14 protein-coding genes are annotated in these 13,825 nt (G+C 57.8%); 9 read left to right on the forward strand and 5 right to left on the reverse strand.

The annotated features are described in order from the left end of the window. The 6 genes from ATO67_RS23350 to ATO67_RS06850 all read left to right on the forward strand — a co-directional run. A partial coding sequence (locus ATO67_RS23350; RefSeq protein ID WP_210176112.1) for a hypothetical protein occupies positions 1–180 on the forward strand: 180 nt, incomplete at its 5' end. 1,011 nt (positions 181–1,191) lie between these two features. Continuing rightward, on the forward strand, positions 1,192–2,094 hold the full coding sequence (gene dapF, locus ATO67_RS06830) for a diaminopimelate epimerase (protein WP_067645950.1): 903 nt from the start codon (positions 1,192–1,194) through the stop codon (positions 2,092–2,094). Continuing rightward, positions 2,091–3,365 (forward strand): tRNA (N(6)-L-threonylcarbamoyladenosine(37)-C(2))-methylthiotransferase MtaB, encoded by a 1,275-nt coding sequence (gene mtaB / locus ATO67_RS06835; protein ID WP_067645952.1) that lies wholly within the window; start codon positions 2,091–2,093, stop codon positions 3,363–3,365. The genes dapF and mtaB overlap by 4 nt, the downstream gene beginning before the upstream one ends. Before the next feature lie 20 nt (positions 3,366–3,385). Beyond that, positions 3,386–4,816 carry a signal recognition particle-docking protein FtsY gene (ftsY, locus tag ATO67_RS06840; RefSeq protein ID WP_067646261.1) on the forward strand — a complete coding sequence of 477 codons (1,431 nt, stop codon included), beginning with the start codon at positions 3,386–3,388 and terminating at the stop codon, positions 4,814–4,816. Positions 4,817–4,818: 2 nt separating this feature from the next. Beyond that, entirely contained in the window at positions 4,819–5,469 is a 651-nt protein-coding gene (locus ATO67_RS06845; RefSeq protein WP_067645955.1) for a septation protein A, read from the forward strand. Continuing rightward, complete coding sequence (locus ATO67_RS06850; protein WP_067645957.1) at positions 5,466–6,062, forward strand: DUF2585 domain-containing protein; 597 nt, start codon at positions 5,466–5,468, stop codon at positions 6,060–6,062. The genes ATO67_RS06845 and ATO67_RS06850 overlap by 4 nt, the downstream gene beginning before the upstream one ends. Position 6,063: 1 nt before the next feature. Here the strand turns inward: ATO67_RS06850 and ATO67_RS06855 are convergent, their stop codons facing one another. From ATO67_RS06855 to ccmA, 5 genes are all read right to left on the reverse strand, one after another. Next, positions 6,064–6,663 (reverse strand): DsbE family thiol:disulfide interchange protein, encoded by a 600-nt coding sequence (locus ATO67_RS06855; RefSeq protein WP_173645926.1) that lies wholly within the window; start codon positions 6,661–6,663, stop codon positions 6,064–6,066. Continuing rightward, positions 6,663–6,839 carry a heme exporter protein CcmD gene (gene ccmD, locus ATO67_RS06860; protein WP_067645961.1) on the reverse strand — a complete coding sequence of 59 codons (177 nt, stop codon included), beginning with the start codon at positions 6,837–6,839 and terminating at the stop codon, positions 6,663–6,665. The genes ATO67_RS06855 and ccmD overlap by 1 nt, the downstream gene beginning before the upstream one ends. Continuing rightward, a complete protein-coding gene (locus ATO67_RS06865; RefSeq protein WP_067645963.1) occupies positions 6,836–7,606 on the reverse strand; it encodes a heme ABC transporter permease in 771 nt (256 codons plus the stop codon). Before ATO67_RS06865 ends, ccmD begins: the two co-directional genes overlap by 4 nt. Positions 7,607–7,651: 45 nt before the next feature. Next, positions 7,652–8,311, reverse strand: coding sequence for a heme exporter protein CcmB (ccmB, locus tag ATO67_RS06870; RefSeq protein WP_067645965.1), 660 nt, complete (start codon positions 8,309–8,311; stop codon positions 7,652–7,654). 244 nt (positions 8,312–8,555) lie between these two features. Next, positions 8,556–9,200: a heme ABC exporter ATP-binding protein CcmA gene (gene ccmA, locus ATO67_RS06875; protein ID WP_067645966.1), complete on the reverse strand. Its 645-nt coding sequence runs from the start codon at positions 9,198–9,200 to the stop codon at positions 8,556–8,558. 269 nt (positions 9,201–9,469) lie between these two features. Between ccmA and acnA the strand changes: the two genes are divergently transcribed. The 3 genes from acnA (at position 9,470) to ATO67_RS06890 (ending at position 13,804) form a co-directional block, all read left to right on the forward strand. Further along, positions 9,470–12,163, forward strand: coding sequence for an aconitate hydratase AcnA (acnA, locus tag ATO67_RS06880; RefSeq protein WP_067645969.1), 2,694 nt, complete (start codon positions 9,470–9,472; stop codon positions 12,161–12,163). Positions 12,164–12,370: 207 nt separating this feature from the next. Beyond that, positions 12,371–13,123, forward strand: coding sequence for a DUF1223 domain-containing protein (locus tag ATO67_RS06885; protein ID WP_067645971.1), 753 nt, complete (start codon positions 12,371–12,373; stop codon positions 13,121–13,123). 288 nt (positions 13,124–13,411) lie between these two features. Next, positions 13,412–13,804: a DUF2794 domain-containing protein gene (locus ATO67_RS06890; protein WP_067645973.1), complete on the forward strand. Its 393-nt coding sequence runs from the start codon at positions 13,412–13,414 to the stop codon at positions 13,802–13,804. The last annotated feature ends 21 nt before the right edge of the window (positions 13,805–13,825 follow it).

Genomic DNA, 13,825 nt, shown 5'->3' on the forward strand with positions numbered 1-13,825 from the left:
CTCGGATACACCGCAAGGCGTTGCGGCGAGGCGGGACCGGCGCTGGTGACAGGGAGGTTACGCATCCTCTCTGTCACTGGGGTCCGGCAGCAATCCCCCCGGCGGCAACGGGAGGAGGAGGACACCGGTTTCGGACCGGCCGGTGTCATTCTCCCGATGCCCGACCTGGCCGCGTCGTGAGGTGAAGACTGAACGTCTTCGCCATACCGATGCATCCGCCAGGAGCTTGGTCGCCGGGTGTACCGACAGCTCATCGTCCCCCAGGTCGAACGCGACCACGGGGATTGAAGCGAAAGTCAGGCGGTACACAGGAACACGCTGCATCTGCCCCGCACTGTTGCGAAACAGCGCGGACGGATCGCAAGAGACTGCCGCATCCACCACGGACGTGGCAGCCCTTGCGAAAAACGGATCGATCCTTCCGCCCCTGGATTATCGGCGCGGGAGCAAATCGAAGGCAGGTGCAGCCGAACTGGCAGGGCGATCATCCAGCAATGGAGTTCGCCACCCGGATGGGAAGGGTCGGACCTTGAACATGTCCGACCGGTTCTCCGGCAAGGTTTCCCCTTTGCCATCCGGTTTCTGCCAGCCGTGGCAAGTGGATTGCTGTTTGGCCAAAAGAGCCGAACGGGGCGCTGAAAGGTGCCATTCTTACACTACCAAACGAGGCAGCTTGCAGCGCCCCGTCCGAAATACCATGGCCGCAAATGGTTGTGGGACCAGAGAACAGATCAAGCCACGGGCAGGTGCTGCCGCGTGAACGGCGAAGCATGCGTGTGTGGTGGCCGGGGTTTTTGACAGGATTGGATTTGGTGGCGGAGTGTATGTTTGCGTTTGCGGGTGTGGCTCACCCCCTTCTGCCCTGCCGGGCATCTCCCTCACAGGTGGGGAGATTGGCTGGGCGCTGGCTCGCCGGTTCGACCGCATCTTCAGCGCCAGCCCCTCCCGAAACTGATGAGAGGGGCTAGAGGTTGCCGCGAGTCGATCTCCCCACCTGTGGGGGAGATGCCCGGCAGGGCAGAGGGGGCGAGCTTGCTCCTGCACTAACGTCCTCTCGCCACTCCCCCGTAAACATCAACTGCGCACCGAGAGAACAGCGCTCACCAAACACTGGTAATTCCCCATCATTTCCGCCATATAGAGGCAACTGCGCAGCCACCCTGCGCGATCACCCCCAACAGGTTCAGGATCATGTCTGATACGGTCGAATTTGCGAAGATGAATGGGCTTGGTAACAAGATCCTTGTTGTCGATATGCGCGGCCGCAAGGATATGGTCACACCGCAGGCGGCGATTGCGCTGAACGCCCATGCTGAAACCGCCTTTGACCAGATCATGGCCATCCACGATCCGCGTGCGCAAGGAACGGACGCCTATATCGATATCCTCAATTGCGATGGCACCAAGGCGCAAGCCTGTGGCAATGGCACCCGTTGCGTCGTGCAGGCACTGGCGTCGGAGACCGGCAAGAAGACCTTCACCTTCCAGACCGTTGCGGGCATTTTGAACGCCAGCGAACACGAAGACGGTATGATTTCCGTCGATATGGGCATGCCCCGCTTTCGCTGGGACGATATACCGCTGGCCGAGGAATTCCACGATACCAGCCGCATCGAGCTTCAGATCGGGCCGATCGACAACCCCGTTCTGCATTCGCCAGCGGTCATGTCGATGGGCAATCCGCATGCGGTCTTCTGGGTGAAAAGCGATCCCATGACGTTCGATCTCGAGCGCTTTGGTCCGTTGCTCGAAAACCATCCGATGTTTCCGGAAAAAGCCAATATCACGCTGGCGCAGGTCATCTCCGACACAGCCTTGCGCACCCGCACCTTCGAGCGCGGCGCGGGCCTGACGCTGGCCTGCGGCTCTGCCGCCTGCGCCGCTGCCGTTTCCGCCGCCCGCACCGGGCGCACGGGCCGCACCGTCGAGATCGATGTCGCCTCCAGCCCCGTTCGCATTCCGCTGACCATCGAATGGCGCGAAGACAACCACGTCGTCATGACCGGTCCCGCCGAGTGGGAATGGGCTGGCAGAGTCGATCCCGTCAACGGCACCTGGGCGCGCGATACGGCGCAGGAAAAGGCGGCCTTATGAGCGGCGTCGAGGTCATAACCTTCGGCTGCCGCCTCAACACCTACGAATCGGAAGTGATGCGGGCGCAGGCTGAAAAGGCAGGGCTGAACAATGCCGTGCTGGTCAACACCTGCGCAGTCACCGGCGAGGCCGTGCGTCAGGCCCGTGCCGCCATCCGCCGCGCCCGCCGGGAAAATCCGCATGCCCGCATCATCGTCACCGGCTGCGCCGCACAGACGGAAAAGCAGACCTTCGCCGAAATGCCGGAAGTGGACGCCGTGCTGGGCAATGAGGAAAAGCTGACAAGCGCTTCCTACCGCGCTTTGCCGGATTTCGGTGTTTCTGCCGAAGAAAAGCTGCGCGTCAACGATATCATGAGCATCAAGGCCACCGCGCCGCAGATGATCAAGCATATCGATGGGCATGTGCGCGCCTTCATTCAGGTGCAGAACGGCTGCGACCATCGCTGCACCTTCTGCATCATTCCCTATGGTCGCGGCAATTCGCGCTCGGTTCCCATGGGTGCCGTGGTCGAACAGGCCCGCAAGCTGACAGAAAACGGCTATTGCGAAATCGTGCTGACCGGCGTGGATGCAACAAGCTATGGCGCGGACCTGCCCGGTGAGCCATCACTTGGATATCTGGCCAGGACGCTGCTGAAGCAGGTGCCGGAGATTTTGCGGCTACGCCTCTCCTCCATCGACAGCATCGAGGCCGACAAGCATCTCATGGACCTGATTGCGGACGAGCCACGCTTCATGCCGCATCTGCATCTGTCACTCCAGCATGGCGATGACATGATCCTGAAACGGATGAAGCGCCGCCACATGCGCGCAGATGCCATCGCCTTCTGTCATCAGGTCAGGTCGTTGAGGCCCGAAATCGCATTCGGCGCGGACATGATCGCCGGTTTCCCGACCGAAACCGAAGAGATGTTCGAAAATGCCGCAACGCTTGCGGAAGAATGCGGCATTTCCAGCCTGCACGTCTTTCCCTACAGCCCACGCCCCGGCACGCCTGCAGCACGCATGCCGCAACTGGACCGAGGCCTGATCAAACAGCGTGCGGCCCGGCTTCGTGAACGTGGTAATATCTTGAGCCATGCGCATCTCGACCGGATGGTCGGCACCGAGCAGACCATTCTCGTCGAGAACAGAGGCTTTGCGCATACCAAAAATTTCACACTCGTTGCCGCCCCCGATCTTGCCGCCCGCACACTTGCGCAGGTGCGGATTACCGGTCACAACGGGAAACACTTAGATATGCAATGTCTGGCTGCGCAGGTCGCCTGACGGAACGATACGGAACGATCATGGCCCTCGGCTTCATCAAAAAAGTCTTCTCCTTCGGCAAGGACAAGACCGAGACAGACAAGCCGGACAGCGATGCCGCGATTGAAAAGGGCAACGAAAATGCCTCTTTCGAAGAGGTACTGATCGAAGCGGAAGCTCATGCGCCTGTAACCGACGATCCGGTTTCAGACCTTGAGATGGAAACCGCAGGCGGCCCTGCCCCGGACGCAACCATTGCTGATGAAGAACCAGAAGACGACAAGCCGCTTTTGCCGGGTCCTGAGCAGGCTGGCGATATGGGCATCGTGCCACTTTCACTGCTTCAGGCGGAAGCCGAAGCGGACGAGCTACCCGCAACGGACGTGAATGATCCAGACGCGCCACTCGACACACTGGCCATGGACGCCTTGCTGGATGAGGCAGAGGCCGTCACCGCGTCGGAGACGACCGAAACACCGGTTACACCATCCGTTCTGCCAAAAGGCTTTTCCTTGCCAAGCGAGCGCGTGGTGCTGGTCGAAGCTGAACCGGAGCAGAAACTCTCCTGGTTCCAGCGCCTGCGAGCAGGCCTGTCGCGCACCTCCATGCAGCTCACCAGCCAGATTTCCGCGCTCTTCACCAAGCGCAAGCTGGACGAAGACACGCTGGACGAGTTGGAGGATCTGCTGATCCAGTCCGATCTCGGTCTGGAAACCGCCATGCGAATTACTGGCGCGCTGTCATCGGAACGTTACGGCAAGGATGTCAGCGGCGAAGACGTTGCGCGCATCATGGCTGGCGAAATCACCAAGGTTCTGGCACCCGTCGCCAAACCGCTGGAGCTTGATCTGTCGCACAAGCCGCATGTCATTCTCGTCGTCGGCGTCAATGGCACCGGCAAGACGACCACCATCGGCAAGCTCGCCGCCAAGCTTTCCGGCTCGGGCCTCAAGGTAATGCTGGCCGCAGGCGATACGTTCCGCGCCGCAGCTATCGAGCAGTTGAAGATTTGGGCAGACCGCACCGGATCGGAATTCATCGGCACCAAGCTGGGTGCGGATGCGGCGGGTCTCGCCTATGATGCGTTTGAGCAGGCGCGGACCAAAAAATGCGACGTTCTCATCATCGATACTGCCGGTCGCTTGCAGAACAAGACCGAGCTGATGGACGAACTTGAGAAGATCGTGCGCGTGCTTGGCAAGCTCGACCCCGATGCACCGCACACGGTGTTGCAGACCTTGGACGCGACGACGGGCCAGAACGCTCTCAACCAGGTGGAAATTTTCCGCAATGTTGCAGGCGTGTCCGGCCTGATTATGACAAAATTGGATGGCACGGCCCGCGGCGGTATCCTCGTTGCCATCGCTGCCAAACACAAATTGCCGGTGTATTTCATCGGCGTCGGCGAAGGCGTTGACGATCTGGAGCCATTCGAGGCGGAAGATTTCGCCAAAGCGATTGCGGGAGTATGAGTATGGACGTGGAAAGCAATCAGCGCGAAAGCGAAAAAATGGTCCGCGAGATCAGCCCGCTGCTGAAATTCGTGCTGGAGCTTGGACCGCTGGTCGTGTTCTTCTTCGCCAATTCCCGCGGTGAATGGCTAGCAAACACATTTCCTGTGCTGACGGAATTCGGTGGCCCAATCTTCATTGCCACCGGTCTGTTCATGATTGCCACCGCTCTCGCGCTGACCGTATCATGGATTCTTACCCGTACCTTGCCGATGATGCCGCTGATCTCGGGCATCGTCGTCCTCGTCTTCGGTGCACTGACGCTCTACCTGCAAAACGATACCTTCATCAAGATGAAGCCGACCATCGTCAATGCGCTGTTCGGCGTCATCCTTCTGGGCGGGCTGCTGTTCGGCCATTCGTTGCTGGGCTACGTCTTCAACTCCGCTTTCAAGCTGAACGAAGAAGGCTGGCGCAAGCTGACATTTCGCTGGGGCTTCTTCTTCCTGTTCCTGGCGGTCCTCAACGAAGTTGTCTGGCGCGGATTTTCCACCGACACATGGGTCGCCTTCAAGGTCTGGGGCACGATGCCCATCACCATTCTCTTCACCATGGCGCAGATGCCGCTTATCATGCGCCATTCGGTTGAGCCGTTGACGAAAGAGAAAAAATGACCCCTGCGCAGATGCCCGGCTCCCGCCCCTCCTCCCATATCTGGTTTGGCGTGGCCGCAGGAATTTTGCTGTTGCAGATCGTCATTTTGTATTTCATGGGCCGCGTTCCCATCTGCGAATGCGGTTATGTGAAACTGTTCGAGCCGGGCGTGAACACGCCGGGCAACTCGCAGCATCTGGCAGATTGGTACACACCATCGCACATCATCCACGGCTTCCTGTTTTACGGACTGGCATGGCTGCTGTTTCGCAATCGTTCGATCGGTTTCCGTCTTTCCATCGCCGTCCTCATCGAGGCCGCCTGGGAACTTCTTGAAAACTCGCCCATCATCATCGACCGCTATCGCACCGCCACCATGGCGTTAGGCTACAGCGGTGACAGCATTCTGAATTCGGCGATGGACACGGTGTTCATGGTTACAGGATTCTTTTTCGCCGCCCGCGTGCCGATATGGCTGACCGTCGTGGTCGCCATTGTCTTCGAGATTTTTACCGGCTGGCTCATCCGCGATAATCTGACCTTGAATGTCCTAATGCTGGTAGCACCCATCGACGCCATCAAGGAATGGCAGAACGCGCTTCCGACACCTTAACTCAATCGGCGGCGGCGGCTTTTTCGATGGCGGGAATCATCTCCCGCTCATAGGTCGCGACATCGATAGGACCGACCTTCTTGTAGATGATAGTACCGTCTCTATCCACCAGATAGGTCTCGGGGATACCATAGACACCCCAGTCGATGGCCGCTTTACCGTTGGGATCGATGCCGATAGCGGCATAGGGATTTCCGAGTTCGCCCAGAAACCGCAAGGCATTGTCGGATTTATCCTTGTAGTTGATGCCGACAATGTTCAGCCGCTCATCCTTGGCCAGTTCCTTCAACATCGGATGTTCCTGCCGACACGGCACACACCAAGACGCAAAGACATTGACGAGGGTCAGCTTGCCCTTGATGGCCTCATCATTAAGAGCTGGAACATTGGCACCCTCCAGGGGCGGCAAAGACAAGGACGGGGCCTTGGTGTTGATCAACGCCGACGGAATGGCACTGACATCAAGGCCATTGACGTCCTGCTCATACAGCATTTTCGCGGCAATGGCGGCAAAGCCAGCAAAGGCCAGCAGCGGCAAAAGCGCCAGAACATAGCGCGCCTTCTTGCCCGAGGGTACGGGACCACGTTCCGTGTCTTTCATCATGGTGTCGGTTGCTCCACGGAGCCAGTGCGGCCCCGGCGGCGAATGCCGGAGGCTTCCAGCTCAGCCATTTCACGCTGGCGCGCGCGCCCGTCCATCATGATCCAGCCAATCAAAATGGCAACGATCAGCCCGGTCAGACCGTAGGACATGCCGATATAAAATGCGTGGCTCATGACTTGGCACTCTCCCGACTTGCCCGGCGCGCAGCCAGTCGGCGCTGGACGGCTATGCGTCTGCGCCAGATTTCGTTGCGCATGGCGGCGATGTGCAGGGTAAAGAACAGCAGCGTGAAGCCAATGGCCATGGTCAGCAGCGGCCATAGAAATTCAGAGGCTATCGCAGGTCCACCAAGACGCAGAACGCTGGCTGGCTGGTGCAACGTATTCCACCACTCCACGGAAAACTTGATGATCGGGATGTTGACGAAACCGACGAGGATGAGCACTGCACTGACGCGGGCCGCCTTGGATGGATCGTCCATCGCCTTGTTGAAGGCGATAAGGCCGAGATACATCAGAAACAGGATGAAGACGGACGTCAGCCGCGCATCCCAGACCCACCACGTGCCCCACATGGGCTTGCCCCATAGGGAACCGGTGATAAGTGCAATCAGCGTGAAGGCAGCACCAATCGGCGTTGCGGATTTATGCGCGACATCTGCCAGCGGATGCCGCCAGACCAGCGTGCCAATCGCCGCCACTGCCATGACGGTATAACACATCATCGAAAGCCAGGCGGCTGGCACATGCACATACATGATGCGCACGGTATTGCCCTGCTGATAATCACTATCGGTGGTGAAGGCCATATAGAGGCCTGCGGCAAGACAGAGCGCCGAAAGCGCGGCCAGCCATGGCAAAATGCGAGAGGCCAATGCCAGGAACCGCGTCGGGTTGGCAAGGTCGCTGAACTTGGTAATCGCAAGGCTCTTGTCGCTCATGGCGTCTTTCTACAGTGAGACCGGGGTTGCGGCAATTGATCCTTATCAATCCATGGAACTGCGCAATGCCAAAGCTGCGAAGAATGGACCGATGACCGATGAAAAAAGTGTGATGCCGATAAGGATCAGGAAGGGCGGCATGAAAGGTGCCGGATCCTGAACCGCAGCATAGGAGGCGCTGACCCCAAAGATCAGCACTGGAATGCAGAGCGGCAACACGAGAATGGACACCAGCAACCCACCGCGCGGAAGGGCTACCGCAACGGCAGCACCCACTGCCCCTATAAATGTTAGCGCCGGTGAGCCGACAAGCAAAGTCAGCATAACGGCACCGATGGCCACTTCACTCATATTCATGAACAGTCCAAGCAGAGGAGAGGCAATGACCAACGGCAGGCTGGTTGCCGTCCAATGCGCGAGGCATTTGACCAGAACGGTCAAAACGAGTGGATTTTCCTGCATGAGGATGAGATCAAGCGAACCATCGTCACGTTCCGCTTGAAACAGACGGTCGAGGCCAAGAAGTGCTGCGAGTAATGCTCCAATCCACACAATGGCTGGGCCGATGCGCGACAGAAGATTGAGGTCAGGGCCGACACCGAAGGGAATGACGGCGACGACGGTCATGAAGAAAAGAACGCCGATGAGCGCGCCGCCGCCAGCGCGGATGGAGAGTTTAAGGTCTCGGAGGAAGAGGGCGATCATGGGATGGTTTTCCCAAATGAGGATAGACCGCACCCAGTGGATAATGGATGGGTTCGATGGGTGTCGCTACCCCCCTCTGCCCTGCCGGGCATCTCCCCCACAGGTGGTGAGATCGACTCGCGGCGACCTTTCGGCCATCTCTTACGTCGAGAGTGACGTGGTGTCAGAGCGCCCAGCCGATCTCCCTCCTTGTGGGGGAGATGCCCGGCAGTGAAGAAGGGGGTAGCGGCAAACTCGACATTCATCACCACACCTCCTCCCCCACCCCAGCAAACCCCGTCATCCGCAATTCCTGCGCATTCTCCAACCCGAGCGGCTGATGGGTCGCAGCAATCACGATGCCGCCATTCGCCAAATGCCCTTCCACCAACGCCGTAAACATTGAATCTGCGCTCGCATCCAAAGCGGCAGTTGGTTCGTCCAATATCCATACCGGCCGCCATGCAACCAGCAGCTTGGCCATCGCGAATCGGCGTTGTTGACCTGCCGAGAGATAGCCGAATGGCAGATGAGTGATGCCGGACAAACCGACAATTTCTGCGGCCTTCTCGATGCCAACCGACGTGCCGCCACTGAAATCGCCCAGAAACGCCTTCCAGAAGTCGAGGTTTTCGAAAACGCTCAGTTCCTGCTTCATTGCATTTCGGTGGCCGAGATAATGGCTGGCTTCATGGGCGCGGGTGTCACTTTCGATCCCTTCGCCGGCTATCTTTACGGTCCCCGTTTCCGGCTGCAAAAGCCCTGCAATAACGCGTAAAAGCGTAGACTTTCCCGATCCATTCGGCCCCGTCAACATCAGAGCCTCACCACTCGTTAACTTGAAGGAAACATTCATGAATATCAAATCTTCGCCGCGACGGGCGGCAAGATTTTCTGCTGTCAGCAGCATGGCGTCATCTCGTTTAAGATTTTAATCATCTCGATGGCAAAAAAATCGATTAAGTTGTTTTCCGGTCTGGCACGTTTCTGAGAAATTATCTATATGGGTGTCAACCACGCCAGCGGTCGGCGTGATCATCATACGGCGCCGGACCTGACGTTGCGAAAGCAGCTTCTCGTGCGGACAGCGGAAATGACCGTACCCGCATCCTGATGTGCACCTGTGCACAGGGGTCCGCACGCGCGTGTTGGCTATCAGAGGAAGCGGGGTTTCTATCCGTGGCTAAATCTCTAGACAGTTTCAATTGTCGCTCCATTCTTACCGTTGACGGTAAGGATTATGTTTATTTCAGTTTGCCGAAGGCAGAAGCGAACGGCCTGACAGGCGTTTCCAAGCTTCCCTATTCGATGAAGGTTCTGCTTGAGAACCTGCTGCGTTTCGAAGACGGCCAGACCGTTACCAAGGAACACATCACGGCCGTTGCCGATTGGCTGAACAACAAGGGCTTGGTCGAAAACGAAATCGCCTACCGCCCTGCCCGCGTGCTGATGCAGGACTTTACCGGCGTTCCAGCCGTTGTCGACCTTGCCGCCATGCGCGATGCGATGGTGGCATTGGGTGGCGATCCTGAAAAGATCAACCCGCTGGTTCCCGTCGATCTCGTCATCGACCACTCCGTTATCGTTGATGAATTCGGCACGCCAACCGCGTTTGCCCGCAACGTGGAACTGGAATACGAGCGCAACGGCGAGCGTTACCGCTTCCTGAAGTGGGGCCAGCAGGCGTTCAAGAACTTCCGCGTCGTTCCGCCCGGCACAGGCATCTGTCATCAGGTGAACCTCGAATATCTCGGCCAGACCGTCTGGACCAAGGAAGAAGACGGCCAAACCATCGCTTACCCCGACACCTGCGTCGGCACCGACAGCCACACGACCATGATCAATGGCCTGGGCGTTCTGGGCTGGGGCGTTGGTGGTATCGAAGCCGAAGCGGCCATGCTTGGCCAGCCGGTGTCCATGCTTCTGCCTGAAGTCATCGGCTTCAAGCTGACGGGCAAGGTCAAGGAAGGCGTCACCGCCACCGACCTCGTTTTGACCGTGGTGCAGATGCTGCGCAAGAAGGGCGTTGTTTCCAAATTCGTCGAATTCTTCGGCCCCGGCCTTGATTCGATGACGCTGGCAGACCGTGCCACCATTGGCAACATGGGCCCGGAATATGGGGCGACCTGCGGTTTCTTCCCGGTTGACGGCGAAACCATCAACTACCTCACCATGTCTGGCCGCACCAAGGACCGCATCGCGCTGGTGGAAGCCTATTCGAAGGCGCAGGACATGTGGCGCACCGGCGACGGTGCCGAACTCGTCTTCACCGACACGCTGGAACTCGACCTCGGCGAAGTCGTGCCATCCATGGCTGGTCCGAAGCGTCCGGAAGGCCGCATTTCGCTGGAAGGCATCGCCTCCGGTTTTGCGACGTCCCTCGAAACCGAATACAAGAAGCCCGGCCAGCTCAACACCCGTTATGCGGTTGAAGGCGAAGAGTTTGATCTGGGCCATGGCGACGTTGCCATTGCCGCCATCACATCCTGCACTAACACGTCCAACCCTTCCGTTCTGATTGCAGCCGGTCTTCTGGCCCGCAACGCAGTGGCCAAGGGTCTGACATCCAAGCCTTGGGTCAAGACGTCGCTCGCACCGGGATCTCAGGTTGTTGGCGAATATCTGGAAAAGTCCGGTCTTCAGAAAGATCTGGATGCCATCGGCTTCAACCTCGTCGGCTTCGGCTGCACGACATGCATCGGCAACTCCGGCCCGCTGCCAGCACCGATCTCCAAGACCATCAACGACAAGGGTCTGATCACGGCTGGCGTTCTCTCCGGCAACCGTAACTTCGAAGGCCGTATCTCGCCGGACGTTCAGGCGAACTACCTCGCTTCCCCGCCGCTCGTCGTCGCTTACGCATTGGCTGGCACCGTTCAGAAAGACCTGACAACAGAGCCTCTGGGCGAAGACCAGGATGGCAACCCTGTCTACCTCAAGGACATCTGGCCGACATCTGCCGAAATTCAGGAATTTATCCTGAAGTACGTCACGCGCGAACTCTACGAGTCCAAATACGCCGACGTGTTCAAGGGTGATGAGAACTGGCAGGCCGTTCAGGTTCCTCCGGGCCAGACCTATGCCTGGGACGACAAGTCCACCTACGTTCAGAACCCGCCATACTTCGTGGGCATGGGCAAGACCGGCACCGGCCTGAAGAACATCAAGGGCGCACGCGTTCTCGGTCTCTTCGGCGACAAGATCACCACCGACCACATTTCTCCGGCCGGTTCGATCAAGGCTGCCTCTCCTGCCGGTGCTTATCTTACCGACAATGGCGTGGGCGTTGCCGACTTCAACCAGTACGGCACGCGCCGTGGCAACCACGAAGTGATGATGCGCGGCACGTTCGCCAACATCCGTATTCGCAACCACATGCTTGGTCCAAACGGTAAGGAAGGTGGCTACACCATCCACTATCCGTCCAAGGAAGAGATGTCGATTTACGATGCGGCCATGGCTTACAAGGCTGAGGGCGTTCCGCTCGTCATCTTCGCAGGCGTGGAATATGGCAATGGTTCTTCGCGTGACTGGGCTGCAAAGGGTACGAACCTTCTGGGCGTAAAAGCCGTCATCGCGCAGTCGTTCGAGCGTATTCACCGCTCCAACCTCGTTGGCATGGGCATCGTTCCATTTACCTTCGAAGACGGTACGACATGGGCCAGCCTCAACCTCAAGGGCGATGAGACCGTCGAGATCGATGGTCTCGAAGGCGATATCAAGCCACGCGAGAAGAAGATTGCCAAGATCACCTATGGCGACGGCACCGTGAAGGAAATTCCACTTCTTTGCCGCATCGATACGCTGGATGAAGTGATCTACATGAACAATGGTGGCATTCTGCAAACCGTTCTCCGCGATCTGGCTGCATAAGCGTCGCAACAGAATGAAAGAAAGCGCCGGGAGCAATCCCGGCGCTTTTGCGTGGAGCGATTGCGGAAATGTACCGATCTTTCGTGATCGGTCCTCACCCCATCGTGACTTTCTATTGAAGAGATATCAGCGCTATTTTCGCAGCGCATTCCGACGTGTATTGATAGCATCAATAGTCTGGGAAAGCGTCCAGACAAGGGTTTCGCAATGTCTCTGAAATATGGGTTTCTGACATTTGGTCTTTCACTGTGTTTCAGCGCGCTGACTGCCGTATCGGTTCAGGCGCAGGAACAACAGGTGAAGGGCGTTGTCGAGCTTTTTACATCGCAAGGCTGCGCATCCTGCCCGCCTGCAGACGAGGCGATGCGCAAGCTTATCCAGAGAGGCGACGTGATCGGCCTGTCCTATCACGTGGACTACTGGAATTATCTCGGCTGGGCGGATTCGCTGGCATCCAAGGAAAACACCGAGCGCCAGTATGGCTATGCACGGGCGCTGGGCCGTAACAACGTCTATACGCCGCAGGCCGTCGTCAACGGCCGCGATCACGTCAAAGGCGCCGATATGCAGGCGATCTATAACAGGCTGGACACCTTCAAGAGCGAAGGCGAAGGCCTGAGCGTGCCGGTGAAGGCGCAGCGTATCGAAGATGAGATTGCCATCGATATCGGGGCGGGCCAAGGCAAGGCGGAAGTCATTGTTGCCTATTTCACGCGCGAGCAGATCGTCGATGTCCAGAAGGGCGAAAACGAAGGAAAGAAGATTTCCTATTGGCACAGCGTTTATGACGTACAGACCGTTGGCATGTGGGATGGAAAATCAATGGTCGTGAAGTTGCCGGCAACGGTTATGAGCAAGGCCAAAAACGGCGGCTGCGCGGTTCTGTTGCAGACCAAGGACGGTCAAGGCAATCCGGCCGCAATCATCGGCGCGAGCGTTCTTTCACCATCGGAAAACTAAAATAAGTCGCCTGTATAAGGTAGATCCGATCCGGGCATTGGGGGCTGGGGGTAAAGGGTCAATGCACCGGACCGGGTCATCTTGGTGCCTAGGCATCAATTGACGATAGCTGTATCCCACCCAAATCGGGCCATGATTTGACCGAAATAGGGCATTTGACGCCTGTTGGCCTGCCCAAATCATTACCATTATCAGTGCATTTTTGAAGCCGTGGCAAGACTTGCAATTTTGCCTGAGCGCCGTCAGACTGTCATTCCTGTGTCATATGCAGTTGAGCGAGGTTGCCTGATGACTGATCAGCCGGATTTGCAGCGTGCAGGTTCATCTCAAAAAGATAGCTCGTCCATCATCGATCTTCGGGAATACAAACAGAGCAAGGACGCCTTGCCGATAACCTTCCATCGCCGCGAGCTGGATGCGATCTTGCGCATTTATGGACGCATGGTGGGCGAAGGAGAATGGCGCGACTATGCCATCGACCACCTGAAGGACAGAGCTGTTTTTTCCGTCTTCAAGCGATCCGGTGAGATGCCGCTGTTTCGCATCGAGAAAAACCCGAAACTTGCCGCCAAACAGGGTGCGTTCAGCGTCGTCAATGTCGACGGTCGTATCTTGAAGCGTGGCCAGGATCTCCAACAAGTTCTGAAGGTCTTCGAAAAGGTTCTGAAACTGATAGAGTGAATGTTGCGCATACTGCGACAA

The organism is Agrobacterium bohemicum (assembly GCF_001562555.1).
Classification (GTDB): Bacteria; Pseudomonadota; Alphaproteobacteria; order Rhizobiales; family Rhizobiaceae; genus Agrobacterium; species Agrobacterium bohemicum.

Coding starts and splice junctions, on each gene's coding strand:
- dapF (WP_067645950.1), top strand. CDS start 1,192: ATGTCTGATACGGTCGAATTTGCGAAGATGAATGGGCTTGGTAACAAG.
- mtaB (WP_067645952.1), top strand. CDS start 2,091: ATGAGCGGCGTCGAGGTCATAACCTTCGGCTGCCGCCTCAACACCTAC.
- ftsY (WP_067646261.1), top strand. CDS start 3,386: ATGGCCCTCGGCTTCATCAAAAAAGTCTTCTCCTTCGGCAAGGACAAG.
- ATO67_RS06845 (WP_067645955.1), top strand. CDS start 4,819: ATGGACGTGGAAAGCAATCAGCGCGAAAGCGAAAAAATGGTCCGCGAG.
- ATO67_RS06850 (WP_067645957.1), top strand. CDS start 5,466: ATGACCCCTGCGCAGATGCCCGGCTCCCGCCCCTCCTCCCATATCTGG.
- ATO67_RS06855 (WP_173645926.1), bottom strand. CDS start 6,663: ATGAAAGACACGGAACGTGGTCCCGTACCCTCGGGCAAGAAGGCGCGC.
- ccmD (WP_067645961.1), bottom strand. CDS start 6,839: ATGAGCCACGCATTTTATATCGGCATGTCCTACGGTCTGACCGGGCTG.
- ATO67_RS06865 (WP_067645963.1), bottom strand. CDS start 7,606: ATGAGCGACAAGAGCCTTGCGATTACCAAGTTCAGCGACCTTGCCAAC.
- ccmB (WP_067645965.1), bottom strand. CDS start 8,311: ATGATCGCCCTCTTCCTCCGAGACCTTAAACTCTCCATCCGCGCTGGC.
- ccmA (WP_067645966.1), bottom strand. CDS start 9,200: ATGCTGCTGACAGCAGAAAATCTTGCCGCCCGTCGCGGCGAAGATTTG.
- ATO67_RS06885 (WP_067645971.1), top strand. CDS start 12,371: ATGTCTCTGAAATATGGGTTTCTGACATTTGGTCTTTCACTGTGTTTC.
- ATO67_RS06890 (WP_067645973.1), top strand. CDS start 13,412: ATGACTGATCAGCCGGATTTGCAGCGTGCAGGTTCATCTCAAAAAGAT.